We start from the raw sequence: 26340 nt of genomic DNA, 5'->3' as shown, positions 1-26340 counted from the left end.
AGGTTGGCGAGTCGGGCGATCGGAAGGCCACGTACATGAAGCCGAGCACCTGCTCGACCACGATCAGGCTGCGCGCCTGATGGGTTGTCGGCGTGATCTCGCCGAAGCCGGTCGACGTCAGCACGGTGAACGAAAAGTACATCAGCGCCGACCAGCCGAGCTTGCCATCCGGCTCGTGACCGAATTGACGTGGAAGGCATTCGGCTGATTGACTTGCAGGAGGGAGAACAGCGTGGCGAACATGACCGCGAGCAGGACGTAGGCCGAGACGGCCGCGAAGACCTTGTCGGCAGCAATAGGCCGCGCGTTCATGACGTAGCGCAGCAGCTCGACAATGACGATGGCGGTGAAGGCCGCCGTTGCTCCATTGGCGACCGGCGCGAACCCGCGGCGTTGGACAACCCAAGTCCCTCCCCCCGCATCGGTCCCGCAACGGGGAGTGACATGAGGCCCGAGGTTCGCCCGGAAATCTGCCCCTACTCGGGTACCCCGGCCTTCGCCAGGCCGTCGGCAAATACCTCGCCGTGCGCGAAGTGGCGCAGGTTGTGGCGCAGCACCGAGACGCGCAGCGGCGGGCCGACACGGTTGCGGCGGGCGATGAACTCGGCGGCCTCGTCGGCGAGGCCGAGATGACCGCAGCAGCTGATCAGCGCATTGTAGTGCCCGGCGAATTCCGCGTCGGCGGCGACCGACGCGCGCAGGTGCGGCAACGCCTCGGCGAAGCGGCGGGCGCCCAGCAGGGCAAGGCCGTGGATCGTCGTGTAGAGCCCGGAAAACGAATCCAGGGGGCTCATGCGCAGCGCCTTGGCGGTCTCGGCGATCGCCTCGTCGAAGCGGCCAGCCCGCAGCAGGGCCCATCCATAGGTGGTCCGGCCGAGGGCGAAATTGGGGTTGAGGACGAGGGCGGCCTCGTGCTCCGCCAGCGCGCGCTCGTGCTGGCCCGATGTGCTGAGATTTAGGCCCAGCATCAGCCTGGCCCAAGGCTCGCCGGCGTCCAGCTTGACCGCCTCCTGGGCATGCCGGGCGCTCTCTCCATACCCGGCGTCGCGGTCCTCGATGTAGTGGTAGAGCGTCGCCCACCACAGCGCCCAGCTCAGGATCGCATGAGCGCGTGCATAGCGGGGATCGATCGCGAGCGCGCGGTGCAGCAGGCGTTGCGCCTCCTCGTTCTCGCGGCGGCCGAACTGGTTGACGAGGCCGATTGCGCGGACGACCAGGCCCCACACGTCGACGCTTTCCGGCGGCTTCGAGGCGGCGCGATAGCCCTCGCGCGCGTAGAGATGCGGCTCGATGGAGGCGACGATGTTGCCGGTGATCTCGTCCTGGACGGCGAAGATGTCGTCCATCCGGCGATCGTACCGTTCGGCCCAGATATGACCGCCCTTCTCGGCATCCACCAGCTGGGCGGTAATGCGGACTTGCTCGCCGGCTCGGCGCACGCTGCCCTCGAGCGCATAGCGGACGCCGAGCTCGCGCGCAATCGCGCGGACATCGACGCTCCTGTCCTTGTAGGCGAAGGCCGAGTTGCGGGCGATGACGAACAGCCAGCGCAGCCGTGACAGGGCCGTCGTGATGTCCTCGGATATGCCGTCGGCGAGGAAGGCCTGCTCGGGATCGTCGCTCAGGTTCGCGAATGGCAGCACGACGATAGACGGTTCGTCGGGCAGGGGGAGGGCCGCCGAGGCGAGCGCTGACGAGCCCGCACCGGTTTCGACGGCATAGGCCCGGACGGGCTCGGCGATGTTCTTGAGCCGGTGGCTGCCGAGATCGCGGAACCGCGCGTCGATCTTGCCTTTGACCTGCTCGTAGACGGCTTGCGACAGGCAGATGCCGCCGCTTGCCGCGAGGCTCTCCAGGCGGGCGGCGACGTTGACGCCGTCGCCCAGGACGTCGTCGCCATGGACCAGGACGTCGCCGAGATTGACTCCGATGCGAAAGAGCATGCGCCGGTCGGCCGGCTGCCGGGCATTGCGGCGCTCCATCCGCCGCTGCAGGGTGATCGCACCCTCGACGGCGGCCACGGCCGAGGGGAACTCGATGAGCAGGCCATCGCCCATGGTCTTCACGATGCGGCCCTCGTGCCGCTCGATGACGGCGTGGACGGCCGCCAGGTGATCACGCAGCTGCCGTGCAGTGCCGGCTTCGTCGCGGCCCATGAGCCGGCTGTAGCCCGCGATGTCGGCGGCCAGGATGGCTGCAAGCCGCCGCTGAACCCGTTGTTGTGCCATGCGTGACCGCTACTTTAGGCGAGGATCCTCGAGGGTGACATGGACAATCTTGGAGTCTTGTTGGGCATCGTCTCGGGCCTGGTGCTCGGGGCGTATCTACGCCACCGGCATCCGGCGAGGGGCCGATTGGCGAACTTGTCGCAATTCGCCTTGATCATTCTCGTTGCGACGGTGGCCGGCATCCTTGGTGGTGTGGGTGAGCACTATCTGAGATTGGCTGCCGGAACGCCGTCTGCCGGCGACGTGGACAAGGCAATGGCGGCGATACGACAACAGCCGCTGATCGGCCTGGTGATTTCCGAAAGCCCTGCCCTCGAAGGCGAGGTGCGCTCGGCGGCGGAAGCGGAGCTCAAGAATCCGGCGAAGACGGGCCCCGATCGCCTCTGGCAGCTCGGCGCAAGCATTCGCCAACGGTTCATCATTCCCGCCTTGCGCAAGGCAAGCGATGAGGATGCGTTGAACGCCGTCAAGGCGTTTCAGGATCTGGCAAGCCATCTTCAGCGAACCAGCGTGCCGCTGTGCAGCGAGCTTGGAAAGCGCGGCATGCAAAGACCGGACAAGCTGGACAGGGGGGCCCAGGAAATCTTCAAGCGCACGCTCGAAACGCAGGAGATCGCCTATCGCAATGGAAAGACCGCGAGCCCGCGTCCCCTGCCGTCGGATGACCAGGTAGGGCAGCTGTTCGTCAAGGCGGGTTACCAGGAACGGGACTTCGAAGGGCTCCGGAGGCTCGAGCAATTGTCCGACGCCGATGCTTGCGCGGCGACAGTGAAGCTCTATGGCGCCCCCTCGCGCCTGTCACCGCAGGAGGGAGGCGTTCTGGCGCGCTACATCCTGACGATTTCCTGAGCGGCGATCGGCGGGCGCACGTCAAAGCCGAGCTGCGAGGCGCATTGCAGTCGAAGCACCTGAAAAACCCGACATTCGGCGGACCCACGAAGCACGGCCAGCTTTGCGCGCTTCTGTTCAGGGGCGGGTCGAGTAGGGGCTGATGATGTTGCCGTAGCGGTCGAGCCGGTTCCCTTGACCGTCGTAGCGGAAGCCGTACTCGTCGCGGAAAGCCTCGACGCCGGCTGGCGGTGTGATGGCGGGTGGGTAGTAGGCGGCAGGTACGGCCGGCGTCGGGGTGACATAGGTCACCGGTGCCGGGGTTACGTAGGTCGTGGTCACCGGCACAGGTGCCGCGTAGGCAACTGCGGCAGGCGGCGGCCGCACGACTTCCGTGGTGTGCGAATAGCCGCATGCGGATAGCGCAAGACCGAGTCCGGCGGCGGCCAAGACTCTGGCTGACACCATGATGGGGAACCTCCTGTCGGCAAAAGCCTGCCGGTGAAACACCGCTGTCAGGGCGAGGTTGCAGGTAGCGGGCGCATTCAGATGCGACAGCGGCTGCCGTCGAGGTCGAGCCTCCAGGCAACGGATCGGCGGCGGCGACCGTTGGGACCAGTGCTTGCAGCCAAAGGAACACGTCATGAAGCATCTCTTCTCTGGGCTTGTCGTTGGTCTTTCGGCCCTGGGCATCGCCTCCGCGACGCATGCGCAAACCAGTCCGAACGTCGATCGGCCGCCACCTAACATCGCCAATCAACGGATGAGCGGTCCGCCCGCTTCCGAAGGAGAAGCGCGGGAACTGGTGCTGCGCGACGGATACACGAGTGTCGGCCCACTGACCAAGGGCGCCGACGGAATGTGGCGGGGCACCGCCAAGCGTGGCGACCAGGAATTGCGTGTGACGGTCGATACCAACGGCAAGGTCTCACCGTAAGGGCGCATCGCCTGCAGTGGCTCGACAGTCGTCTTCCCACCCACGGGACCGGCGTAGACCCGGAGCGGGAACTCCGGAACCGTGACTTCACATGAGCCTGATCGCCGTACATGTATCTCGGCGTTGACGCGACAGGGCGCTGGCCACGCGACGCGGCGGCCGAGCACAGTTCGATCCTCGACGCGGTGGGCATCGTTGGTTTCGGCCGCGCCTTGACGCGCAGGCCGACTTCTACCTCTTCCATGGCCTAGACCTGGGCGCGAATCGCGTCCATGGCGGCCTTTCCGCGGCCGGAGATCACGACTGCCAGTGCCGCGTCGAAGCCTTGGGTTTGGCGCAGCTCGATCGTGTCATTGAACTCGGCGAGCTTGGCGCAAACCAGCTGTCTGAGGCGCGGAATCTTGGCCTGCTGGGTGGGGTTGTCGCTCGTCAGCTGGGCGAGGGCGGCGTTGTAGTGCCCGAGAGACCGGTCGTTGTTGGTGATCAGGAGCCCCGTTGCCCGGCCTCGGCATCCTGCAGATCGGACAGTAACTCGTTGAGGACGGCGAGGACGTCCTCGGAGTGGGCGGCTTTCAGATGATTGTCGCGCAGGGTTTGAAGGTTGCGGTAGTCGACGACGCCGGAAATGAGAAAGAAGAGATGCGCGACGCCGAGACCGATGGCGACGAGCGGGTCGAGCCCCGACCGGCGACGGAAATGCCCGGCCGTTGCCCGGTGAGGCAGCCTGATTCATGACACCCCGCGCCCCCGCCGCTGCCGGAACCGGCCGCGGTCTGTTGTCTTCTCGACGGCAACACACGGGGTCACGCCACCTTCCCTGACGCAAACGCGCCAGCGCCGTCCTTGCTTTTAGAGTAGGCGAAATTGGTGAAGGGGCAGGAACGAATGGGACCAGTGCGGAGCATTCGGTCGGTCAACGGAAGGCATATGCATCGCGGCGACGCGCCTCCGTCGCATGCGCCTCATGAGCAAACTGCGACGTAGGGTAATTTGTGTCGCTGCGATACGATGGCCGAGACGCCCACGAAGGGACGGCCATTGACGCCGGGGGAGCATTCCCCCCCGGTCATCGAGAGGCGTAGAGTGGGCGCGCGGCCGCGAGGCGGCCGCATTGCGCCCGCCGCGCCGCTCCGGTATGTTCCGCCACGTTGGACCCGTAGCTCAGCTGGATAGAGCGCTGCCCTCCGAAGGCAGAGGTCGTGAGTTCGAATCTCGCCGGGTCCGCCATTTTATCGCAGGTTTTCTAGGTACTTGGCGAGAGCGCCCTTTGTTCTCTCGATGCTCGGATTGGGCCGCGGAAGCACTGCGGAAGCAGTAGGACGCGTATTGCAGCGTCGCGAAGCGGGCCACGTCGTATTGCGCTCATGTCTCGCACGCGACGAAGTCGTGTCGTCGCGATGCATGGATGCCGTTGACCTACCGCCGCGACATTCCATTAGGCAAGGTACCGGTGAGGCAGATCGGCGGGCTACTGCCGCACGTCGCCGAGCCGTCGACCATGCCGGCGTTCCTCATTCCCGAATGGGGCCTCAGCCTACGGCGAGGCGGGCTTGATGGCGAGTGCCTATGCCATAGGCTATGTGCTCGCAGCCCCGATCTTCACCACCCTCAGCATCGGCTCGCTGCTGAATGCGACCGGCACGGCGATGCTCCTCTGGGGGCCTGACAGGGCTGGGCTTCGCCGGCCCTACGTGCCAGGACTGAAGTTGCTGACCGATCGGCTCGACCCGGGGGAGAGTTCGCGCAGCATCACCGTCTACACTGCGGCTTTCTCCTTCGGCGTGGGCATCTCCTTCCTCGCCTGCCAGCTCACCGCGGAGGCCGCGGGCTGGCGCTGTGCCCTTATCCTCACCGGCCTGCCTCCGCTGATCATGACCTTCATCGCGGGGTCGCTGACGCCGGTCGCGCCGGCGCCCCGTGCGGCCCGCTGCTTCATCTCGTGCCCGCGCTCAGGAACCAAGCCGTGCTCGGCCACTCTTTCGGCTATGGCTGGCACTGCTTCGAACTCTACGGCGTGCGTACGTGCCTGGTTGCCTTCTGGGGCCTTGTCGCCGCGAGCGGCGGCGCGCCGTTGGGCGCCCTTGTGGTGAGCGCGCTGTTCACCGCCCTTGCCGCGCCGGTCAGCATTCTCGGCAACGAGCTGGCGCTCAAGCTCGGTCGCTACCGCGCTATCACGGTGGTGATGCTGCTGTCTGCCGCGGTCGGGCTCGCCATCGGCTTCACCGCCGGCCTCTCGTCCTGGCTAACGCTGATATTGATGTTCGCTTTTGCTTACAACGGTTCGCTGGTCCCGCCTCCGAGCAGTTGCCGAACGCCGCATCGTCGGCGTTCTGGCGCCATGGTTGGCCTTATCCTCTACCGTGCTAAGTCCTGATCTTTGAAGTCCTCCTTCATTCGGTCCTACATGGCGGAGTCGAGCAGAACGCGGACTTCACGCCGACGGGCGTCGGCCTGCATCCGTCGCAGCTCGTCGGTGCGCGGGTAGAAGGTAAGTTCGCGCGGGTCGCAACCCGCGGGCGAAGCCCTCGACGAAGCCAGTTCCGGGTGCTGCCTCCACAAGGCGTTGTCGAACTCTGCAGCATTCGGACAGAAGCTGTGGAAGTCCGGCCCCTTGTTGTCGGACAACCATTGGCGGCAATGGCGTTTGGTCCGACAGTTCATGCAGGCCCACGCCATGTCCCGCAGAGATTCGACAGGCAACCGGGCGACGTCGATGCCCAGCCGGTCGAGCATCTTGTCCAGCCGCTCATTGGGGTCGGCAGATCCTGCGATGAGGGGCTGGACCTGCGAGCGCACAAGGCCAACGTCAGCCAGGACGGCGTCAAGTTCGCCCATGGCAGCGAGTTGCGCGAGCTCACGCTTCAACTGCCGACGCTTGCGCCCTCCCTTCACGAAACGCGAAATCGTTTGCTGCAGCTCCTGGAGCGTCGTCATGATCCCTCCTTTTCCAAGGCCTCCCAAGACGCCAAAGTTGGAAGGAAGTTAACCGGTAACAGGTTGATTGCGGACCTGCCCAGCTGCCTTGATACAGATCAAGTCGCTGATCGCCGCAAGGAAGTATCCACTTGCAGTCGGCGAGGACTCCGCGCGCACTTGCCGAGCAGATCATGGCTAGCGAGTCCAGCGCACCACGCCATCTTGGCATCAATGGCGCGGCAGCGCGCAAAACGCCGGACTTACGCCGGTCGCCCGAAGGTTGCTACGTCCACGCCAACCGACGTGCGACGAATTTCTGATGGCCATTTTGTGCCTGAGTTGCAGGCACTGGCACCCCGTCGAGTACTTGCTTACAGTTTAACTTTGGTGGCCTATCCTTCGCCATAAGAATGCCCGTGCACTTGAACATCGACCATGGCACGCGACGCGTCGCGGCCTTCGTCGAAGAAGGCCTGTCTGCTGCGGATGTCCTTGGATACCTCGAGAACATAGCCGCGGCTGGGGCTATGCCGTATGCCAAGCTTTTCGATGCAACTGCTGCTAAGGCAACAATGTCAGTCGATGAACTCAAGGCGATTGACGCTTGGGTCCGTAACTATGCCATGCAGGGGCGAGGTCCAGTCGGACCTCTGGCGATTGTCGTATCCTCTGCAAATCATTTGGAAGCAGCTCACTTCGCGGACGCAGCTGGATCGATCCGCTCGCTGAGAATCTTTCGAGACAAGACAGAGGCGACGTCATGGCTCGTGCTCTGGCCGCCAAGCAGCGCTAGCTTGCCGAGCATTTCCTCGCCGCCGCGGTTTGGCCTGATTGCCCAGTATGCGATGCGAATACTCAAGCGAGCGGACTGGCCGTTCGGCGGCGCTTTGGGTAGCGACGTATTGCGCTTTGCTTACCGATCAAGTGTAGCCGTCAAGCCGGTTTGCGCTCCAACGACAAATGAGTGACGTTCTTGCATGGACCAAGGCGGCTGCGCTAGCGCAGGCTCAAGATGTAGGCGACCAGAGCGTTACGCTCCTGCAAACTCAGCATAAAATCGGGCATCAGGGTATGACTTCTCGACAGGTAACGGTCCAGCGTTTCCGGCGTAGTGCCCGGCCGGCTCGCGATTGCGCGGAAGCTGGGTGCGTTGTCGGTGGCCATGGTCTGTTCCGGCTCGACAACATGGCACGCCATGCACCAGCGTGTGGCCAAGCTGCGTCCGACCGACAGATCTTGCGCGGCCGTCGGAGAAGCGAGTGGCGCCAAGGTCAATGCCATCACTATTGATCTTCGCATTTGTTTTACTTTCCGTTGGCAATCATGCCAATCGTGTCACAGCCCGATGTCGTCGGGCTCGAACAGCCCTGAGCGCTTCTCGATTCATCTGCGGGCAATTGTCGACTCCGCCCACATCCGCGACAGACGGAGGAAAGATGTGAGCTGTTACTCCGCCTTGGCCGCCCGGTGGCCCTTCGAATCGAATTGCTTTAGGTAGGCGACCAGATCCTTGATCTTCTGATCGTCCTTGAGGCCAGGATAGATCATCTTGGTTCCGGGAACCTTCGCCTTCGGATTCTTGATGTACTCGACGAAGGTCGGCTCGTCCCACGTGATGCCCGAGTTCTTGTTGGCATCGGAGTACTTGAAGCCTTCGACTGTGCCCGCCTTGCGCCCGAACAGTCCATTCAGGACGGGGCCGACCGCGTTCTTCGCCGTCTCGCCGAGCTGGTGGCAACTCTTGCACTGGGCGAACACCTTTTCGCCGCTGGCGACATCCTGTGCGCCGGCTGCTGTCGCGACGGTCACCAGAGCCGCAAGAGTGGTCGATATGAGGCGCATGAACCGCTCCATTGCTGCTATTCGAGCGGGAACGACGGCTTTCCACGGTGGTTCCCGCGGTGATCCGCCCGCCCGACGTACGCGTGGCCATGGGGAAGATCCTCCAAAAGCTGCCGAACGGCCTCGTCCGGCATCAAGCTCATCGCGGTCGACAGCGCATCGGCTTCTGCAGCCGTCGACATGATCACGGTCACACTGCGGCCAGGATCGGGCGAACGTCCCGTGACCGGATCGAACAGATGGTTGAACCGGCCCTCGGGGTCGAACGCAAAGCCGCAGCCGCTCGATGTTGCCACGGCCTTGTCGACAAGGTCCACTGCTGCCTCGTCGCCGGGGATGCCGACCCGCCACGGTCCGCCGTCCGGCCGGGGACCGATGGCGCGGATCTCGCCCATGTCGACCAGGCTATGGTCGATCCCGCGCTCACGGAGAATGTCAACCACGCGATCCGTAATGAAACCCTGGGCAATGCCGTTGAGGGTCAGGGACATGCCGGGCTTGGAAAAGGCCACGCGATCGCGGCTGAACTGGACATGGGCGAATCCCACCTTGGCCAAGGCCGCCGCGAGAGCCTCCGACGACGGGCCCGCGGTGCCGGCCCCGCTCCGGGAGAAATGCTCGACGTGAATCTTCCATAGCGGCTGAACCGACGGATCGAAGACGCCGTGCGTCAATTCGTGATAACGCCGACAATCCGACAGGAGCCGCACCAACTCGGCCGGCGGCGCCGCGAGCGCGCCCCGCCGATTGAGCTCGGCCAGCGCCGAGTCCGGCCGATAGAGGCTGAAGATGCGTTCCAGCCGCTGCGCTTCGCCGACCGACAGGCTGATGAGCCTCTCCGCCACCAGAGGATCGGGGTGATGGATTCGCAGTAACGACGGCGCGCCGAGAATAGCTCCACGCCAGGTGGCGGCCTCCCGAACGGCCAGGTCGGCGCGGGCCAGCGAAAGTTGGCTCGCGCTCGCGCCGGCAACGATGCCGATGAAGCGCCGCCGATTGATCGGGACCATTGGCTTTCTCCTCAATGTCTGTGCAACGACGGCTCGGCCGCCGTCAGCACATAGTCGCGCGGCACTTCGCTGAAGGCGACGACACGCCCGCCATGCTCGCCGGCAAATCTTTCGGCTGCCGCACGGTCGGAGAAAGGGATGGTCTCTGGCGCGCCCATGCCGCCCTTCAAGTCGCTGCCAATGACGAAAAAGGCCTTGCGGGCTTCGACCCAGTTGGCGGCACCCGGATCTTCCCAGCTTGTGGCCTTCGCCATGTCGGAGACGTAGATGGCGCGAATGTCCTTCGGCTCTTCCGGCAGCATGCTGAAGGACAGCGCGTCTCGTGCCGAGGAGAACCACACCGGTTCCTTGCGGCTGGCCAGCAGGATCTGGCCCTTGGGGCCGACATGCTCCACCAGGTTCATGCCACAATAGTAGCCGACCGCGTCGGCCGTCAGCGCCTGCGGCGCGACGGACGCCTGGTCCGCCTCCTTCTTGCAGCCCGCAATCGCGAGCACCGCGAACAGCGCAAGCAAGGCAGGCTTGTTCATAGTTCTCTCCGCGACAGGATGAAGGCGGCGATCGCCAGCGGCACGACGGTCCAGGCCGCGAGCGCCGCCAACAGGTGGACGGGCGCCAACGTCACGCTGTCGGCCAGGCCCGCCATGCCGGAGAAGGCGCTGACATTGGCCGAGCCGGTCAGGTTGAGCATGCGATAGACGTCTGCCGGATTGAGCAGCAGCAGGGCATTGAGCACACCGCCGGTTATCGTCATTCCCTGGTCGGCAACCAGCAGGCCGAGCAGGGCCATGTCATAGATCAGCACCAGCAGCAGCCAGACCCCGACGGCGATGCCGGCAGCCATGCCTCGCTGCTGCACCAGGGCGCTCACCAGATAGCCGATGGCGACGAAGGCGGCCCCCAGGAGGATCGACGATCCCACCATGGCGGCGAACGCAACCCAGCTCGCGCCATCGACCTCGGCGCCGCTGGCGGCGAGGGCGACGGCCGCCGCGCCGTAACCCAGCACCGTCGCGAAGGCGAGGATGGCGAGGTGGCCGGCGAATTTCCCCAGCAGCACCTGGCCGCGGCCGACGGGATAACTCAGCAGCAGCAGCAGCGTGCCGCGCTCGATGTCGCCGACGATGGCATCGTGCGAGATCAGGAGAGCGATGAGGGGCACCAGGAAGATGGTCAGGCTGGAGAGGCTGACGACCACCACGTCGAGGGCGCCCGCGCCGACCGTTCCCGTCGGCGCGCTGCCGAGGAAGGTCAGCGACAGGGCGAGCGCTGCCAGCAGCAGCGTCGTCGCCAGCACCCAGCGATTGCGCAGCGCCTCCTGGATCTCCTTGCCGGCTATGATCAGGAGGTTCCTCATTCTGCCGCCTCCTGGCCGCGCAGGAAGTGAGCATAGAGCTCGTCGAGTGTCGGAGGAACGACGTCGACGTCCTGGACGGGCGTGCCCTCCTGCGTCGCCCGCCGAAGCAGGGCGAGCTTGCGGTCGTGATAGGCGTCGAATTCGACGACACCGGCGCCGACGTCCCGCCAGCCTTCCTTCTTGCCCATCCATTCGCGGGCCGCATCCATAGATGCCGCAGGAATGGTAAGCCTGATGCGCGACGGCAGACGCGCCAGGCGCCGCAACTCGTCGAGCGAGCCGTCGGCGACCATCATGCCGCGATTCATGATGATCACACGATCGGCGCGCTCCTCGAGTTCCGTCAGCGCGTGCGAGGACAGCACGACCGTGGCGCCCCGATCGCGCAGCTCCTGCACGATTTCGTAGAAGCCGAGCCGCAAGGCCGGATCCAGGCCCGTCGTCGGCTCGTCGAGCAGCAGGAGCTGCGGTTCGCCGATCAGGGCCTGGGCGAGGCCGAGTCGCTGCCGCATGCCCTTGGAGTAGGTGCCGACCCGGCGATGCGAGGCGCCTTCCAGCCCAACCTTTTCCAGCAGCCTCAATGTCGGGGCCGTCGGCTCGCGCTTCAGGCGAGCGTAAAAGGACAGGATCTCGCGGCCTGTGAGGGCGGGGTTGAACGCTACGTTCTCGGGCAAGTAACCGAGCCGTCGCCGTGCCTCGAATTCGCCGCGCGCGGGGGCCTCGCCGAGCACCTGCACCGTACCGGCCGTCGGGCGGATCAGGCCGAGCATCAGCTTGAGCAAGGTCGTCTTCCCGGCGCCGTTGTGGCCGACGAGTGCGATCGTTTCGCCCGCGGGCAGGTCGAAGGAAACGCCGCGTACGGCCTCGATGCGGCCGTAGTGCTTGGAGACGTCCCGTAGCTCGACGTTCGCGTTCACTGGCGGGCCTCGGCCGCCATGGGACGCGTGGGCGGCGCGATCAACGGATGGCTGTCGATCACGCCGCCCGGCAGCAAAGCCGGGAAATGCGTCTGCGCCCACCGGACCACCTGCACGGCAGGGCTGTTGGCCAGCACCTTGGCCTGAGGCACGGTCCACAGCACACGATCGACGAGATCGTTCGGCCTGTAGGCCGTATCGGCTATGCCGTCGCCGTTCAGGTCGAATGCAGCATTGTCGCTCCAGTAGTTGCCGCGGCCGTTCTTCGACCAGTCGAGATATCGAGAGCCGACATACTTCACCTGGTTGCGGTTGCGTACGAAGGCGTTGCCCACCAGCTCGTTGCCCTCGGATCCGGCGGTGAAGTGGATGCCGATGTCACATCCCTCGAACCAGTTGTCGCGGAACCGGTTATTGTTGGTGTTGTAGATGAAGACGCACTTTTCCGGCCCGATGCGCATGCCCGTTGCAGACGCCGTCGACGCCCGGTCGTCCAGCATGCCGTGCTCCCGCGCTTCCCTGTCGTGCTGGCCGGCACGCGTCCATCGCTCGGCCGGCTGAAGGCGCCCGACGACCAGGTTGCCGGCGATTTGCGAGCCGTTGGCGAAATTGAAGAGGAAGCCACGGTCGCGGTCGCCGTCCGACACGTTGCCGCGGATGATCAGCCGATGCGAGAACATCACGGCATATCCCACGGCATTGCCGATGGAGACGTTGTGAGAGACCTCGCCTTCGTTGGTGTACATGTAGTGGACGGCAAACCGCAGGTCGCGGAGGCGGTTGCCGCTGAACACGTTCTTGCGGCTGGCGATGGAGAAAATGCCGTCGCGACCGAACCTGACGTCGTTTTCCAGCACTTGGGCACCGGGGGCGTCCCACACCGACACGCCGTTGCCCGCCTCATTCATGCGGCCTTCCCGTATGCCGACGATTTCATTCCGTCGCACGATCGCGCCGTCGGCCCCGTGGATGTAAGCACCATACAGGTTCCCCTCGATCCTGTTGTGCTCGACGACGGAGCGGACAGCGGTCTTGGCGATGAACACGCCGGAGTCCATCTTCTCGAGGTCGCGGCCGGAATCGCGGATCGTCAGCCCGCGAACGACGCTGTCGGGGGCGGTCAGGGTGACGACGCTACCGACGCCCGAGCCGCGCAGCACGGCACCGGGCTCGCCCTCGAGCACCATCCTGCGGGGCAGCCGCAGCGGGCCACGATGCTCGCCGGCCTGGAGCACGATGGTGTCGCCCTCTGCTGCGCCGTCGATCGCCTGCTGCAGGTCGGATCGGCCCGCAGGCACGACGATCCGTTCGGCAAGGGCCGGGCCCGCCAGCCCCGCCGCCAGCATCGCCAGCCACAACACGGACCGAAGCCGCATGGGCTCAGGCGCTCTTCGGTTCCACCAGCATGCGCCCCTGCATCTCCATGTGCATGGCGTGGCAGAACCATGTGCAGTAGTACCAGTAGACGCCTGCGCGCGACGTCTTGAAGGTCACCGAAGAGGTCTGCTGTGGCCCGATCTCCATGTTGACGCCGTAGTTCACGACGCAGAAGCCGTGCGTGAGGTCCTCGACGTCGTCGACGTTGGTCACATAGACGGTGACCTCGTCGTCCTGCTTCACCGTGAAGCTCTCGAGACCGAACGCCGGGGCCGCCGACGTCATGTAGACGCGGACCTTGTTGCCGTCGCGCACGAGCTTGTTGTCGACCTCCAGCTTGACGCCGTCCGCCTTGGCCTGCTGCACGGCGTCGGCAAAGAACGGATCGTCCCGCTTCCAGATGTGGAGGGGATTGATCTTCGAGCGATGGACGATGGTCGCGTCGTGCGGCTCGGCAAAGCTCGGGCCATCATGGACGATCACCATCTTGTCGCCGGAGATGTCGATCAGCTGGTCGTTCTCGGGCTTCAGCGGCCCGACGTTCAGGAAGCGGTCCTTGGAGAACTTGTTCAGCGACAGCAGCCACCTGCCGTCCGCCTCCTTCGTCTGCCCCATCGAGCTGTGGTTGTGTCCGGGCTGATAGTGCACGTCGAGCTTCTGGATGATGGGGTCGACCTTCTGGCCGCGATAGGCTTGCTTGGCCCGCTCGATGTTCCATTTGACGACCTGGCTGTCGAGGAACAGCGTCGTGAACGCATTGCCCTTGCCGTCGAACGCCGTGTGGAGAGGGCCAAGCCCCAGCTCCGGCTCGGCGACGACGACGTCGCGCGGCTTGATCTTGTCGTCGAAGAGGTCGTCCAGCTTGCGCGCATCGAACACCGTACAGGTCGGCGAAAGCTTGCCGTTGGCGACGAAGTGGATGCCGTCAGGCGCCGTGTTGATGCCGTGCGGACTGTTGGGAATCGGGATGTAGCGCGTGAAAGCCGAGCCGGCGCGGCCGTTCAGCACCGGCACGCCGCCGATCATCTGCACGTCGCCCTTCTTCACCGCCTCTTCGATGCGCTTGAGGTTGAAGACGACGACCCAGTCCTGTTCCTTGGCCATCATCTCGGCGAGCGTCACGCCTTCCTCGGAGTTGTAGCAGGTCGACCAGGCGTACTTGCCCTGATAGTCGGCATCGACGTTGTCGAGGTTGCCGTCGACCTGGATCTGCCAGGCGACCTTCATGGTCTCGCCGTCGACCGCCGTGAACATGCCGACATATTTCTTCGGATCGTCGAGGATCTTGCCGTCGTTGGGGACAGGCACACGGTCCTCTCCGTTGCAGAAGACGTATCCGGTTTTGGGGAACTTCTGCACGCGCAGGCCATGCACGGTAGCCTGGTTCGGAATCTGGATGATCTTGTCGCATTTCATGACGTCGAGCCGGATGCGGCAGACCCGGCTGTTCGACTTGTCGTTGGCGAACACGTAGCGGCCGTCGTACGTCCCGTCCGTGAAGGAAGGGTGCGGGTGGTGCAGGTCGCCGTTGGTGTATATGCCGCCCCTGTCCTTGAGGAACTCACGGGCCTCAGGCGTCAGACCTTCGGTCAGCACCTTCAGGCTCTCGTTGGTCTGGCCCCAGCCCGTGGCGCTGTCGCGATTGAAGACGGGCACGCGCATCAGCTCGCGCATGGAGGGGAGGCCCACGATGCGCAGCTCGCCGGTCTGGCCGCTGGAAAAAAAGACATAGTACTCGTCGAGTTCGCCCGGCTTCACTTCGTACTTCTGCGCGCCCGGCCGGCCTTGTTGTTGGCGCTGCTGTTGCTGCGGCGGCCGTGTCTGTGCCTGCGCCTGCCCCGCCTCGAACATCCGGGCGGTCCCCAAGCCTCCGGCGGCTCCCGCGGCGCCGGCAATGGCGCTGGCCTTAAGGACGTCGCGGCGGCGAGGTGTCGTCTGCTTCCTGTTGGTCATGGACTTTTCTCCTTACGCACTGGTTTCGGTGAGACCCGATCGCGCCGGCGCAGACGAGGCCCGTATGGCGGCGCGCTTCTCGCGCTTGAGGCGAAGCTGCACGTTATGCAGGCAACGGTTGGGGTCGTGGTAAAGCTCCTGGCAATGCATGCAGTAGATGCATTCGTTGACGTTGATCTGACCTTCGGGGTGGATCGACTGCACCGGGCATTCCTTGGCGCAGCGCTGGCAAGGCGAGCCGCATTCGGGCCAGCGCTTCAGCCATTCGAACATTCTGATGCGGCCTGGGATTGCGAGCGCCGCACCAAGAGGACAAAGATAGCGGCAGAAAAAGCGTTCGACAAACAGGCCTGCAACCAGCAGCGCAACAGCATACAGGACGAAGGGCCAGTAGCGCCAGAACTTGAGGATGATCGCCGTCTTGAACGGTTCGACCTCGGCGAACCGCTCTGCCATGGGAAGCGAGTACAGGGAGAGGCCGAAGAGGCCAAGGAAGATGATGTATTTGACGGGCCAAAGGCGCTCGTGCACGCCCCATGGCACCCTGTATTGGGGTACCTTGAGCCACTGCGCGAGATTGTTCAGCAGTTCCTGCAAAGCGCCGAACGGGCAGAGCCAGCCGCAGAACGGACCGCGCCCCCAAAACAGCAGACCGCCGGCAACCGCTGCCCATAGGACGAAGATCAGCGGCGCGGCGAGGAAGAATTCCCAGCTGAAGTCGGTGATCAACGCATTGGTGAAAGTGACGACATTGACCACGGAGAGCTGTGCGTTGGCGAACCAGCCCAGCCACACCAGGGTGAAGGCGAGGTAGCCGCGCCGCACCCACGTGTAGACCGCAGGGCGCCGCACCAGCGCGCTCTGGAAGAAGAAAATGGCGGTAAGCACCATCAGTGCGGCGGCCGTGACGCCGATCGACACCGCATTGCTCCTCCACATTCGCTGCCAGAGCGGCTCTTCGAGGTCGGAGAGAGCGGGCGCCGCATCGGATGGCGCGGGCGATGGCGATGCCGGTCCGGCGCGCGGGTCGCGCTTGAAGTACCGCTCCGGCAGAGTGTAGCCGAGATCGAAGGCGATGAAGGCCTTGTCGCGAGCGCCCACGCTCCGTTGCACCAGCAGCTGAAGCTGCCACGGCTCGGCAAGGTCGAGCGAGAAATCGTCGGGCACGACGAACAGCGCGATTTCGCGGAACTCGGGCGCGCCGTCGGCGGCCAGGTCCCCCAGGCGGGTGTGGTTGCGGTCGCGAAAGCGGACACCGGCGCCTTCCTGGATCAGCTCGATGCGGTCGAAGATGCCGCCGCGCACATAGCCCGAGCCCTTGAACGAATAGAGGCCGTTGCCGGCCACCACGATTGCCTGCTGGCCCGGCTTCAGGCGTTGCGCGAGCTGCCGGTAGGCGTCTTCGCCCAGCATCGCCCGGCCGATGGACGGCACCGAGACCGGGGCAACGTAGAGATCGATGAAGGTATCGTCCGCGTCCGACGATTCGGCATTCTGCGCGGCCGCGGCACTGCCCGCCTTGGAGAAGGCATCGTTGACGTCGCCCACAGTGAGATGCAGCCGTCGCACAGACCCGTCGCCTACCAGGCTCTGCCAATCACGTATCTCGTCTTGCTGAAGATCGAGCGATCTCGCGGCCTGTGCCGCCGCCGTTGTCGTGGTGCCGGCCGTGCCGCCCAGCCGGCCGCTGCGAATCAGGCGCACGGCAGAGCGCACAACGCTGTCGCCCATCACCAGCACCGTCACCGTGGCTCCGCTCACGATGTCCACCTGCGGCGGCCGCTCGGCACCGGACGCGACCGGCCCGAATTCCTTGCCAACGAGGCTGTTGATCGCGTCGATCACGCGACGCTCGGGAATGCCCACGAGCACGATTGGCTCGCTGTGGGAGACCAGCTTCAATCCCCTGACCACGCCCTTGGGATCGATGCCGACCAGCAGATGGATCGGCTTGCCCGAGTAGCCGACGGCATTGGTGAAGTCCGAGTTCAGGTAAACGTATCCGCGTAACTCGTCGCCTTTGTATACAGGGACCAGTGGAGGATCGCCCTGCGGAGCGCCGAAGCGGTCGGCATCAGGCACCATCTCGGAGGGCTGCGCCTTGGACAGGAACTCCTGCACCCGGCCAGCCGCGTTCGCACTGGCGCAGAGGAAAGCCGCGAGCACGGTCGCACAGAGCAGCGCGACCAGCCCGCGCCATGCTGGATGCATTCCTCCAGGCAAAACAAATCCTCCGCTTCGCCCTTGGCGGCAACGCCTTGGCTCGGCCAAAGTTTTGCCACGACCGATATTGACACTTTTCTCACTCTTGGTCCGGTCGTCAATGCGGAGGGAAGTTGTCGCTTCTGAAGACACCGCCGGGCGCACCGGTTCTCTCGATTGAAGAGATATGCGCCATTGCACAGGCGCTCGAGCACGAAGCGGCCAAGCGTTACGCCGAACTGGCGATTCGCGCCCGGGCAGATCGCACGCCGCAACTCGCCGAACTGTTCGAACGGCTAGCCGAGGAGGAACGTCGACACGAGGCCGGCGTGCTGCGCTGGGCTCAGCAGCGCATCGGCAAGCCTCCCGACTCCGCGGCGATCAAATGGGTTCTGCCGGAAATTTTAGACGAGGAAGGCGCGGAGCTCGCCGCATCGAAGACCGCCACCGCCTATCGCGTCTTGTCGATGGCCGTGCGCAACGAGGAGCGTGCCTTCACTTTCTGGAGCTACGTTGCCTCCGAAGCGCCGACGCCGGAGCTTCGGGCCGCGGCAGAAAGCATGGCTCGCGAAGAATTGCACCACGTGTCGCTGCTCCGGCAGGCCCGTCGGGAGGCCTATCATGCCGAACGCCGTCGACATCTTCCCGATGCCGCCCTTTCCATCGACGATCGGCTGGCCGAGGCCGCTTTTCTCGAGCGGTGGATGGCCGGGCAACTTGCTGCCTTGGCGACCCGGCTCGCCGGCCCCGATCGCGAACGCGCCGAGGCTCTCGCGGTTCAGGCTGACGCCATGTCTCGTGAGCTCGCCGTCGGTCCAGAACCACGACGAGAGACCGGCGGCACGCTCGACATCGCAGCAGTGGCCGAGCGCTTGGTCGAGGGGTATCTCGGCGTTGCCGAGGCGACCAAGGACGAGTCTACCGCACTGCGCGTCCAATCTTTTGCCGGCCAGGCGATCACGAGACTTGCATGGCTGCGTGACCTGCAGGTCTCGAGGTAGGCCGCGCTGCGGTTCCTGAGCGGTCGTGCGCCGACCGCGCAGCGGTACGCGATGCGCTCCATCTTCAGCAGCGCTCGCCGAATTGGTAGGCTTGCTGCTTGCACGGCGTGGAGCGTGTCGAACTTCCCGCGATGACCGATAGCTTCGACCAATTCATCTGGCGTCAGAACATAGCGCACTGCCAGTCCATGCTGGCAGGGGAGACCGACGAGGCGAAGAGACGTACGCTCGCACGCCTGCTGGTCGAAGCGGAGCGGGCTCATGCCCTTGTCACGGCGGCACAGGACGGCGCCGGCCACAGCCGCCGCAAGGTCTCGGGAGCCACGCACCGTCTCCTGTCCTCCTTCCGCGAAGACATCATGAGGTTCGATCGCGCGTGATGAGTGCTTCGCTATAGGTACCCCAAACCCCGTCGCGTGCGACCCTTGGCGCGATTCTGTACCAGGTAGCTGCGCTTCCCTGACTTGAAGATGCGTAGCCCGAAGCCGCGCAGTTCGTCGTCCCAGATGAAATAGTCCTGCTCGCCTGCCAGGGCCTGATGGACAGCACGCTTGCTGAGCCTCGCCATGTGACATACTCCGGCGGCAATGCCGCTCCCGGTTCAGGGTCATCACAGGTTACTGGCTTCGGTGCGCCCATCCAGAAAAGATCAACCGCGACAGTGCCTTAGCGCGTGTTAGCGTACGAAAAGAAACTGTGGCGAAAACCGTCTTTTCGGGCTCGGAAGGCAGAGGTCGTGAGTTCGAATCTCGCCGGGTCCGCCAAAAGCTCTTCATTCACTTACAGTTTTGGGCAGGCGGCGATTGGCCTGATTTGCGGGTCGCGGTAAGTCTCGGGCGTACTACACCCGCTTCGCAGTATCCCGGGCATAGGTGGCGGCGGCACGGTCGATCAGCGCCTTGCGGTCGATCTTGTTGGTGCCGGCGAGCGGCAGCTCGTCGACGAACCAGACGGCGCGCGGATGGGCGTAGGCCGGTCCGTTGTCGAGGGCGAAGCGGCGCAGTGCGTCCTCGCTCGGCGACGTTCCGGGCCTCGGCACGACGAACGCCACGGGGAGCTGGTACTTGATCTCGTCGGCCACCGGCACGACGCAGACCTGGGCCACGTCGGCGTGCTGGCCCAGGAGCTTCTCGACCTCGCCGGGGTAGACGTTCTCGCCGCCGCACTGGAACATGTCGTCGGCGCGGCCGACGAAGAAGACGAAGCCGTTGGCGTCACGCCGCATGACGTCGCCGGTGTCGTACCAGCCGTCGATCAGGCGCTTCTTCGTGTCGGCCTCGCGGTTGAGATAGCCGGTCATCAGCGCCGGCGTGCGGATGTGCAGCACGCCCTGGTCGGGATCGTCGCCGACGAGCTTCACCTCGATGCCCTTACGCGGATAGCCCAGTGCGCCCATCGGCCTGGCGATGCCCTGGGGGTGCGGGCCGAAGGCGATCGGTCCCGATTCGGTGGTGCCCCAGCTGTTGGCGGTGTCGGCGTTGGGGAACAGCCGGTGCATCTGCTCGAAGAACTCGGGCGTCGACGGCGCCGAGCCGGTCACGGCCACGCTGACGCAGGAGAGGTCGGCGTTCGCTAGCGCCGCGGTCTCGCGCATGACTAGGGCCAGCATGGTCGGCACCGAGGTGACCATGTCGATGCGCAGCCGGTCGATGGCGCGGATGTAGCCCGCCGCGGTGAAGGCGGTCATCAGAACGATGGTGCCGCCGTTGATCATGACCAGCTTGGCGCTGAACAGGCCGTTCATGTGGAACAGCGGGGCGGCGATGATCGCCTTCCTGCCCTCGATGCCGGGTCGCTGCTCGGGCGTGGCGCCGGTCGCCCAGAGGTAACCGCCGTGGCTGAGCGGCACGCCCTTGGGCAGGCCGGTCGACCCTGAGGTGTAGAGAACCATGGCGGTTTCCCCGAACGCCATGTCGAGCGGCACGAACGGGCCGGGATCGAGCAGCGAGCCGAGCTGCTCGATCGGCACGGTCGGCACCAGCGGGGCGACGAGCGGCGCACGCTCGGCATCGGCGACGGCGAGCGCCACGGCCGAGTCCTTCATGATGTGCGCCACCGTCTCGCGCGGCAGCTTGTGGTTGACGCAGACCGAGACCAGGCCGGCCGCCATCGTCGCCATGTAGAGCAGCAGGTAGTCGGCGCTGTTGGCGGCGACGATGGCGACGGCCTGGCCGCGCGCGAGCCCGCGCTTCAGCAGGCCGCGCGCCAGGGCGGCAATGCGCGCCCGGCCCTCGCCGTAGGCGAGCCGCAGCTGCTCGTTGCCCTCGGGAGAGAGCTGGATGATCAGCGGACGGTCGTCCGGTGCTGCAGGATCGAGGATAGCGGCAAGGTTGGTCGGGCTCATGGTGAACTCGGGGTATGCAAGCGACGCGCCTGGTGCCCGTTCCGTCCGACTGCAGTCGGCCGGGCGGGAGATCGTGCTCCAGGCTTTCTGGAATCGGGTCCAGCTTATGTCCGATCGCGATCGACCGCATCCGGCTCGTCTGGATGGTGCTGTCCGGGACCGCACCGTCGGGATCGGATACCGCTCTACCGGCCACCGCGGCGGTGGAACTGCGAGCCGCCGTAGGACTGGTCGGTCGGGACGATCTCCATGTAGCTCACATCCATGCGCTGCGGGGCGCCCAGCACGAACATGATCGCCTCGGCGATGTCGTCGGGCTGCAGGCATTCGAAGCCTTCGTAGAAGCGCCGCCGACCCTCGTCTGGATCGTCGAGCAGGGCGACATGGGCGCCGGTCTCGACCCGGCCTGGCGCGATCTCGCTCACCCGCACGCCCGAGGCATGCAGGTCGAGCCGCAGCGTCTGGCCGAGATTGTTGAGCGCCGCCTTGGTCATGGCATAGACCGGCATGCCGGGAATCGGTCGGGCGGCGGCGATAGAGCCCATCAGCACGATATGGCCACGCCCGCGCGCCTTCATGCCGGGCACGGTCGCGGCGAGGCAGTTGAGCGTGCCCTTGAGATTGACGTCGAGCAGCAGGTCGATGTCGTCCGGCGCGGTCTGCCATGAGGCGGCGGCGTGCACTGGCGCCGAGGCATTGCTGATCAGGATGTCGGCGTCGAGGCCGCTCAGCGCGCTCAGCACGGCGTCACGGTGCGAGACGTCGAGCGCCAGCGGCCGGCAGCCGGTCTCGCGCGCGAGGTCGCTGAGATCGTCGGCCGAGCGCGCCACGGCATAGACCTCGAGCCCGCCGATGCACAGCTGCCGGACCGTCGCCGCGCCGATGCCACGACTGGCGCCGGTAACAATGGCGGTGCGATAGCGATCGAGCGACATAGGGGCTCCCTCTCCACATGCGACTTTGTACTACGCATGCCGGCGCGTGCTAGTCAGGGCGCCGCAATCATTCTCCCCCCAGCTCCGCTGGGGAGGTGTCGCCGTCTTACGGCGACGGAGGGATCATGGCTCATGCGGACCGCGGGCGTCTCGCCCGCTCTCTTCATGAGCGGGCGAGACGCCCGCGGTCCGGAAGACCATGACTCCTCTGTCCGCATCGGCATTTTGGCCGCAGAGCGGCCAAAAGCCTTTAGGCGCGGACACCTCCCCAGCAGAGCTGGGGAGGAGACGAAAAAGGAGCAAAGCGATGGCGAAGAATCTGTTTCCGGACGGCACCGAGGTGGTGCCGTTCTACGTGCGGGCGGTGCGCAGTGGGTCGTTCGTGTTCGTGTCGGGCACGACGTCGCTCGACGCCAAGGGGCGGGTGCAGGGCAAGGACGCGGCCCAGCAGACGACCATCACCATGCGCAAGATCGAGGCTGCGCTGAAGGCGGCCGGGGCGCGGTTGGCCGACGTCACGCGCATGACCATCTTCGTCACCGACATCCGCGACATGGGCGCGGTCACCAAGGCCTTGGCCAAGGCGCTGCGCGGCTCGGTCATCTCGTCGACCCTGGTGGCGGTGAGCGCGCTCGCAGTGCCCGGCCTGCTGGTCGAGATCGAGACGACGGCAGTCGTCGAGCGCTGACCGGGAGGGCGGGTCTTGATCAAGGGAACGAGCCGGCGGCGCCTGCTGGCTGCCGCCGGCACCGGCGCTGCCTTGACCGGTCTGCCGGTGCGGGCGCAGCAGCGCGTCAAGTCGGGCACCGTGGACATCGAGCAGGTGCAGGTTGCCTTCATCGGCAGCGGCGGGATCGGCGGCGGCACGCTGCACTACCAGGGCCGCAGCTATCGCTTCTCGATCGGCGGCCTGGGCATTGGCGGCTTCGGCGTGTCGAAGCTCCAGGCAACGGGCGATGTCTTCAACCTGCACCAGCTCAACCAGTTTCCGGGTGCCTATGGCTCGGCGCGCTACGGCGCCGCCCTCGGCGACCAGGGCGGCGGCCAGTTGTGGCTCGAGAATCCGCACGGCGTGATCCTGTCCTTGTGGGCGCGCCGACAGGGGCTCGCCGTGTCGCTTGGCGCCGACGCCGTGATCGTCGACTTCAAGTGAGCGGGACCACCATGAGGAACACGATTCATGCAGCGCTGCTCACCCTGCTGGTGCCCGCGGCGGCGGCGCTCGCCCAGGACGAGCCGCAGACCTTCAACGCCTTCGCCGTGGTGGCAGCGAACGGTTCGATCGTGCGCGCCGCCGAGAAGCAGGTGGTCCTGGTTGGCACGCTGGCCGGGTCGTTCTTCGTCGAGACCGAAGAGGGGCCGATCCACAGTGGCCGCGTCGCCTGCGCCGCCTCGGCGAAGATCGACCAGGCGAGCCACAAGGTGAGCGGCAACGGCGCCTGCACCTTCACCGCTACCGACGGCGCCACCGCCTGGGGCAAATGGGATTGCCAGGGCTACGAGCTTCTGGGCTGCCGCGGCACCTTCAAGCTCGCCGGCGGCACGGCGCGGCTGGAAGGCGCGACTGGAGAGGGCACCATGATCTGGCGGCCGAGCGCCGCCGAGTTCAAGAAGCAGCTCGACGGCATGATGCTCGAGAACGCCACGGGGCTGCTGTCGTGGCGCGATTTCAGGCTCAACACCAGGTAGCCGGTCGAGACTATACGCATCGGGCGCCGGCCTGTACTCTCGATGCACCCGACGGTGATCGGGCAATGGGGGAGAGACATACGATGTCGCGATCGACGCTGCGCTGGATTCTGGGACTTGCCGTTGCCGGGTTGACGGCGGCGTGCGGCGACGCCAAGTCCACGCCGGGCAACGATCCGATGACGCGAACGGACGCCAAGATCGTCACCTGGTCGGACGGCAAGCAGGCCATCCAGATCAATTGCAGCATGCCGGGCGATTGCCAGAATCGCGCCATCGCGATGTGCCGCCAGAGCCATGGCAATTACAGCGTTCTGGCGATGGACAACATGCCGACCCGCGGCGATGCCAGCACGGTGCGCGGACCGGCTTCCGTCGTGGTACGCTGCACCTGAGCAGTCACCGGACGCATCGGTGCCCAAGCGGTTGACGCCAGCGGCGGGCCGGCCGAAGCTCGGCGAAATTCTGTCAAGTGTTAGGAAAACACCATGGCTGAAATCCTGGCTCTCGGTATTTCGCATTATCCGCCGCTGTGGGGCGCCGACGAGCGCATGGCGTGGATCCTGAAGCGCATGCTCGCCAACCCGCGCCTGCCGGAGGCGCTCAGGACGCCGGCCGGCTGGCCCGAGGCGATGCGGGCCGAATGGGGCAACGACGAGGGCGCCTCGTCGGCCGCCCGCCATCGCGCCGACCTGGTCGCCTGGATGGAGAGGACGCGGGCGGCGCTCGACGCGTTCAATCCCGACTTCGTGCTGATCTGGGGCGACGACCAGTACGAGAACTTCAAGGAAGACGTCGTGCCGCCCTACTGCGTCAGCGCCTACGACCGCTTCACGTTCGGCGTGCCGCCGAACAATGTCTGGGGTGAGACCGACAAGACCTACGACCTGCCGGGCCATCGGCAGGCGGCCAAGCACCTGGCGAGTGCCCTGATCGAGGAGGGCTTCGATGCGGCCTATGCCTACAAGCCCCTGCACCATCCGCTGGGCCATGCCTTCACCAACGCGATCCTCTATCTCGACTATGCCCGCCGCGGCTTCGGCTATCCGATCGTACCTGTAGCCATCAACTGCTATGGCCGGCGCGTGCTCGCCCAGCGCGGCGGCCTGCCGGTGTTCGACCGCGAGATCGGCGAGGCCGACCTCGATCCGCCGGCGCCCACGCCGCGCCGCCTGTTCGACCTCGGCGCCGCGACAGCGCGCATCCTCGCCGCTTCGCCGTGGCGGGTGGCGCTGCTCGCCTCGTCGGGCTGGTCGCACGCCTTCCTCACGGCCAAGAACCATTTCCTCTATCCCGACACGCCGGCCGACAAGCGCATGTTCGAGGCGCTGCGCAGCGCCGACTGGCAGACCTGGCGCAACTGCCCGGGCGCTGCCGTCGAGGACAGCGGCCAGCAGGAGATCCTGAACTGGATGTGTCTGGCCGGTGCGCTGAGCGAGCTCGGCCGCAAGCCTCAGGTCACCGGGCTGGTCGAGACCTGGATCTTCAACTCCTCCAAGGCCTTCCTGATCGCGCCGCCGAGCTGAGCCTTGTCACTTCATCGGGCCGGCGCCCGGCTTGATGAGGCCGCCGGCAAGCAGCCGCATCAGTTCGTCGGCGACGTCGTCGGGAGAGAGCGGGCCGTCCGGGCTGTACCATTCAGCGACCCAGGTGAGCGCGCCCATGGTCAGCATGCGCACCACCGAAAGGTTGAAGCCGGATCGCAGGAGGCCTTTCTTGTGCGCCTCCGCGAGCAGGTCGGCGAAGATGGCGGCATATTCGCGCTCCTGCTTCATGTGATGGTCGCGCAGCCGCTTCGGGAGTCGACGGATCGCCTTCAAGCGCGACGAGAAATGCTCCTGCAGCGTGTAGGCGAGGTGGGCGCGCAGCGCGGCGCGCAGTCGGTCGAGCGGCGAGCTCGCTGGCCCGGCCTCGTCGATCGCCTGCATCACCGCCTTGCGGGCATCGCCGACACCGCTTTCCAGCACCGCGCGGATGATCTCGTCGCGCGAGTCGAAGTGATAGTAGATGCTGCCCGCCTCCATCTTGGCGCCGGCGGCGATGCGGCGCAGCGTGACGCGATCCGATCCGTCCTCCTGGATCAGCCGCTTGGCGACCTGGATCAGGCGCGCCCTGGTCTTGTCGGCCTTGGTCTGCTTGTCCTTCCCGGGTTCGTCGACTGGCGGCGTGGCCCGCTCGGACCGGACAGGGCGGTCAATCTTCATCGGTCCGTCTTACGTGACGCGGGGGCCACGGTTCAAGGGGCGCGCTTTCCTCCCCCGTAGTCGGGGGAGGAACATGACAGGCGTCGACTCTCCTTCCCGGCGGCGCTGGGGAGGACACCGAAACCTCAAATGATGATCGTGAGCTTGCCGGGATAGAGCATGTCCATGTCGAGGATCGAGCGCTTGGCCTTGATCTTCCACGGCCGGCCGGTGCAGTCGATGCGATAACGGTGCTTGCCGTAGTAGGTGTCGACGACGCCACGCTTGGCCCGGTAGGTGACGAAATTGCAGCTCACCTCGGCCACGCCCGCTTCCATGTCGGTGATGCGCACGTTGCTGATCATGTGGCGCTGCCGCGAGCGCGGGAACTCCGAGTGCGCTTCCTTCTTCTTCAGGCGCTCGATGCGCTCGCGCAGACGGACATAGTCGTCGGCGATGTAGAACAGCGACGTTGCCGGGTCGGTCTCGTCGGGGTCGCCGGTCGGCGGTACCTCGTAGGTGGCGCCCGGGGCGAACATCGCGAACCATTCCTCAATGCGCCACTCGTCGAGCAGGTCGGCCTCGAGATAGAGGAAATCCTCCATGCGGGTACGCAGGCCG

Annotated in this window: 30 protein-coding genes, 1 tRNA gene and 2 pseudogenes; 13 read left to right on the top strand and 20 right to left on the bottom strand. The window is 65.6% G+C overall.

Annotation, left to right across the window (positions count from 1 at the left end; all coding sequences use genetic code 11):
* Positions 1–85: 85 nt before the first annotated feature.
* From AB7O82_RS10450 to AB7O82_RS10440, 3 genes and pseudogenes are all read right to left on the bottom strand, one after another.
* Positions 86–142 (bottom strand): annotated as a pseudogene (locus AB7O82_RS10450) (ion channel); the annotation flags it as partial.
* Positions 142–312: a hypothetical protein gene (locus AB7O82_RS10445; protein ID WP_428541947.1), complete on the bottom strand. Its 171-nt coding sequence runs from the start codon at positions 310–312 to the stop codon at positions 142–144. The gene AB7O82_RS10445 and the pseudogene AB7O82_RS10450, both read right to left, overlap by 1 nt.
* 164 nt (positions 313–476) lie before the next feature.
* Positions 477–2228: an adenylate/guanylate cyclase domain-containing protein gene (locus AB7O82_RS10440; protein ID WP_428619329.1), complete on the bottom strand. Its 1752-nt coding sequence runs from the start codon at positions 2226–2228 to the stop codon at positions 477–479.
* Between the two features lie 39 nt (positions 2229–2267).
* Between AB7O82_RS10440 and AB7O82_RS10435 the strand changes: the two genes are divergently transcribed.
* Entirely contained in the window at positions 2268–3077 is an 810-nt protein-coding gene (locus AB7O82_RS10435) for a hypothetical protein (protein ID WP_428619328.1), read from the top strand.
* 117 nt (positions 3078–3194) lie between these two features.
* Here AB7O82_RS10435 and AB7O82_RS10430 read toward each other — a convergent pair whose 3' ends face one another.
* Positions 3195–3524, bottom strand: a complete 330-nt coding sequence (locus tag AB7O82_RS10430) for a hypothetical protein (protein ID WP_428546626.1) — start codon at positions 3522–3524, stop codon at positions 3195–3197.
* A 175-nt stretch (positions 3525–3699) separates the two neighbouring features.
* On the opposite strand from AB7O82_RS10430, the gene AB7O82_RS10425 reads away from it, so the two are divergent.
* Positions 3700–3993, top strand: a complete 294-nt coding sequence (locus AB7O82_RS10425; RefSeq protein ID WP_428546624.1) for a hypothetical protein — start codon at positions 3700–3702, stop codon at positions 3991–3993.
* A 247-nt stretch (positions 3994–4240) separates the two neighbouring features.
* On the opposite strand, the gene AB7O82_RS10420 is transcribed toward AB7O82_RS10425, so the two are convergent.
* Positions 4241–4477 (bottom strand): CHASE3 domain-containing protein, encoded by a 237-nt coding sequence (locus AB7O82_RS10420; protein WP_428546638.1) that lies wholly within the window; start codon positions 4475–4477, stop codon positions 4241–4243.
* A 77-nt stretch (positions 4478–4554) separates the two neighbouring features.
* Between AB7O82_RS10420 and AB7O82_RS10415 the strand changes: the two genes are divergently transcribed.
* From AB7O82_RS10415 to AB7O82_RS10405, 3 genes are all read left to right on the top strand, one after another.
* Positions 4555–4728, top strand: a complete 174-nt coding sequence (locus AB7O82_RS10415) for a hypothetical protein (RefSeq protein WP_428619335.1) — start codon at positions 4555–4557, stop codon at positions 4726–4728.
* Positions 4729–5143: 415 nt separating this feature from the next.
* Positions 5144–5220, top strand: a tRNA-Arg gene (locus tag AB7O82_RS10410).
* A gap of 736 nt (positions 5221–5956) precedes the next feature.
* A complete protein-coding gene (locus AB7O82_RS10405) occupies positions 5957–6367 on the top strand; it encodes a hypothetical protein (RefSeq protein ID WP_428546621.1) in 411 nt (136 codons plus the stop codon).
* A 26-nt stretch (positions 6368–6393) separates the two neighbouring features.
* Here the strand turns inward: AB7O82_RS10405 and AB7O82_RS10400 are convergent, their stop codons facing one another.
* Positions 6394–6927, bottom strand: coding sequence for a DUF6455 family protein (locus tag AB7O82_RS10400; RefSeq protein WP_428546618.1), 534 nt, complete (start codon positions 6925–6927; stop codon positions 6394–6396).
* Between the two features lie 404 nt (positions 6928–7331).
* Between AB7O82_RS10400 and AB7O82_RS10395 the strand changes: the two genes are divergently transcribed.
* Entirely contained in the window at positions 7332–7877 is a 546-nt protein-coding gene (locus tag AB7O82_RS10395) for a hypothetical protein (RefSeq protein WP_428546615.1), read from the top strand.
* A gap of 28 nt (positions 7878–7905) precedes the next feature.
* Here AB7O82_RS10395 and AB7O82_RS10390 read toward each other — a convergent pair whose 3' ends face one another.
* The 9 genes from AB7O82_RS10390 to AB7O82_RS10350 form a co-directional block, all read right to left on the bottom strand.
* Positions 7906–8190 carry a c-type cytochrome gene (locus AB7O82_RS10390; protein ID WP_428546612.1) on the bottom strand — a complete coding sequence of 95 codons (285 nt, stop codon included), beginning with the start codon at positions 8188–8190 and terminating at the stop codon, positions 7906–7908.
* A gap of 165 nt (positions 8191–8355) precedes the next feature.
* Complete coding sequence (locus AB7O82_RS10385; RefSeq protein WP_428546609.1) at positions 8356–8751, bottom strand: c-type cytochrome; 396 nt, start codon at positions 8749–8751, stop codon at positions 8356–8358.
* Between the two features lie 17 nt (positions 8752–8768).
* Positions 8769–9761: an FAD:protein FMN transferase gene (locus tag AB7O82_RS10380; RefSeq protein ID WP_428546606.1), complete on the bottom strand. Its 993-nt coding sequence runs from the start codon at positions 9759–9761 to the stop codon at positions 8769–8771.
* Between the two features lie 11 nt (positions 9762–9772).
* Complete coding sequence (locus AB7O82_RS10375) at positions 9773–10291, bottom strand: nitrous oxide reductase accessory protein NosL (protein WP_428546603.1); 519 nt, start codon at positions 10289–10291, stop codon at positions 9773–9775.
* The gene (locus AB7O82_RS10370) at positions 10288–11118 is read right to left on the bottom strand and encodes an ABC transporter permease (RefSeq protein WP_428546600.1); all 831 of its coding nucleotides are present in this window, start codon (positions 11116–11118) and stop codon (positions 10288–10290) included. Before AB7O82_RS10370 ends, AB7O82_RS10375 begins: the two co-directional genes overlap by 4 nt.
* The gene (locus AB7O82_RS10365) at positions 11115–12035 is read right to left on the bottom strand and encodes an ABC transporter ATP-binding protein (protein WP_428546597.1); all 921 of its coding nucleotides are present in this window, start codon (positions 12033–12035) and stop codon (positions 11115–11117) included. The genes AB7O82_RS10370 and AB7O82_RS10365 overlap by 4 nt, the downstream gene beginning before the upstream one ends.
* A complete protein-coding gene (locus tag AB7O82_RS10360; protein WP_428546594.1) occupies positions 12032–13411 on the bottom strand; it encodes a nitrous oxide reductase family maturation protein NosD in 1380 nt (459 codons plus the stop codon). The genes AB7O82_RS10365 and AB7O82_RS10360 overlap by 4 nt, the downstream gene beginning before the upstream one ends.
* A gap of 4 nt (positions 13412–13415) precedes the next feature.
* The gene (gene nosZ / locus AB7O82_RS10355) at positions 13416–15365 is read right to left on the bottom strand and encodes a TAT-dependent nitrous-oxide reductase (protein ID WP_428546591.1); all 1950 of its coding nucleotides are present in this window, start codon (positions 15363–15365) and stop codon (positions 13416–13418) included.
* A 12-nt stretch (positions 15366–15377) separates the two neighbouring features.
* Complete coding sequence (locus tag AB7O82_RS10350) at positions 15378–17576, bottom strand: 4Fe-4S binding protein (protein WP_428546635.1); 2199 nt, start codon at positions 17574–17576, stop codon at positions 15378–15380.
* Positions 17577–17701: 125 nt separating this feature from the next.
* Between AB7O82_RS10350 and AB7O82_RS10345 the strand changes: the two genes are divergently transcribed.
* Together AB7O82_RS10345 and AB7O82_RS10340 are read left to right on the top strand one after the other, a co-directional pair.
* Positions 17702–18568, top strand: a complete 867-nt coding sequence (locus AB7O82_RS10345) for a ferritin-like domain-containing protein (protein ID WP_428546588.1) — start codon at positions 17702–17704, stop codon at positions 18566–18568.
* A gap of 98 nt (positions 18569–18666) precedes the next feature.
* Positions 18667–18948 carry a hypothetical protein gene (locus AB7O82_RS10340; RefSeq protein ID WP_428546585.1) on the top strand — a complete coding sequence of 94 codons (282 nt, stop codon included), beginning with the start codon at positions 18667–18669 and terminating at the stop codon, positions 18946–18948.
* A gap of 29 nt (positions 18949–18977) precedes the next feature.
* Here the strand turns inward: AB7O82_RS10340 and AB7O82_RS10335 are convergent.
* The 3 genes and pseudogenes from AB7O82_RS10335 to AB7O82_RS10325 all read right to left on the bottom strand — a co-directional run.
* Positions 18978–19136: pseudogene (locus AB7O82_RS10335) on the bottom strand (integrase); the annotation flags it as partial.
* 273 nt (positions 19137–19409) lie between these two features.
* Positions 19410–20912, bottom strand: a complete 1503-nt coding sequence (locus AB7O82_RS10330; protein WP_428546582.1) for a class I adenylate-forming enzyme family protein — start codon at positions 20910–20912, stop codon at positions 19410–19412.
* A gap of 185 nt (positions 20913–21097) precedes the next feature.
* Positions 21098–21847 (bottom strand): SDR family oxidoreductase, encoded by a 750-nt coding sequence (locus tag AB7O82_RS10325; RefSeq protein WP_428546579.1) that lies wholly within the window; start codon positions 21845–21847, stop codon positions 21098–21100.
* A gap of 307 nt (positions 21848–22154) precedes the next feature.
* On the opposite strand from AB7O82_RS10325, the gene AB7O82_RS10320 reads away from it, so the two are divergent.
* From AB7O82_RS10320 to AB7O82_RS10300, 5 genes are all read left to right on the top strand, one after another.
* Positions 22155–22535, top strand: coding sequence for a Rid family hydrolase (locus AB7O82_RS10320; protein ID WP_428619325.1), 381 nt, complete (start codon positions 22155–22157; stop codon positions 22533–22535).
* A 15-nt stretch (positions 22536–22550) separates the two neighbouring features.
* Positions 22551–23000 (top strand): hypothetical protein, encoded by a 450-nt coding sequence (locus AB7O82_RS10315; RefSeq protein WP_428546947.1) that lies wholly within the window; start codon positions 22551–22553, stop codon positions 22998–23000.
* 11 nt (positions 23001–23011) lie between these two features.
* Positions 23012–23536, top strand: coding sequence for a hypothetical protein (locus tag AB7O82_RS10310; RefSeq protein ID WP_428546950.1), 525 nt, complete (start codon positions 23012–23014; stop codon positions 23534–23536).
* Positions 23537–23619: 83 nt separating this feature from the next.
* On the top strand, positions 23620–23931 hold the full coding sequence (locus tag AB7O82_RS10305) for a hypothetical protein (protein ID WP_428546953.1): 312 nt from the start codon (positions 23620–23622) through the stop codon (positions 23929–23931).
* A gap of 93 nt (positions 23932–24024) precedes the next feature.
* Positions 24025–25062: a hypothetical protein gene (locus AB7O82_RS10300; protein ID WP_428546956.1), complete on the top strand. Its 1038-nt coding sequence runs from the start codon at positions 24025–24027 to the stop codon at positions 25060–25062.
* 6 nt (positions 25063–25068) lie between these two features.
* Here AB7O82_RS10300 and AB7O82_RS10295 read toward each other — a convergent pair whose 3' ends face one another.
* Together AB7O82_RS10295 and AB7O82_RS10290 are read right to left on the bottom strand one after the other, a co-directional pair.
* On the bottom strand, positions 25069–25740 hold the full coding sequence (locus AB7O82_RS10295) for a TetR/AcrR family transcriptional regulator (RefSeq protein ID WP_428546959.1): 672 nt from the start codon (positions 25738–25740) through the stop codon (positions 25069–25071).
* Positions 25741–25865: 125 nt separating this feature from the next.
* Positions 25866–26340: aromatic-ring-hydroxylating dioxygenase subunit beta (locus AB7O82_RS10290; RefSeq protein ID WP_428619322.1), on the bottom strand; the 475-nt coding region annotated here is incomplete at its 5' end.

Source organism: Reyranella sp., assembly GCF_050185545.1.
GTDB lineage: Bacteria > Pseudomonadota > Alphaproteobacteria > Reyranellales > Reyranellaceae > Reyranella.
The sequence above is the reverse complement of the archived record's forward strand: the minus strand, read 5'-3'. Positions and strand labels throughout refer to the sequence as shown.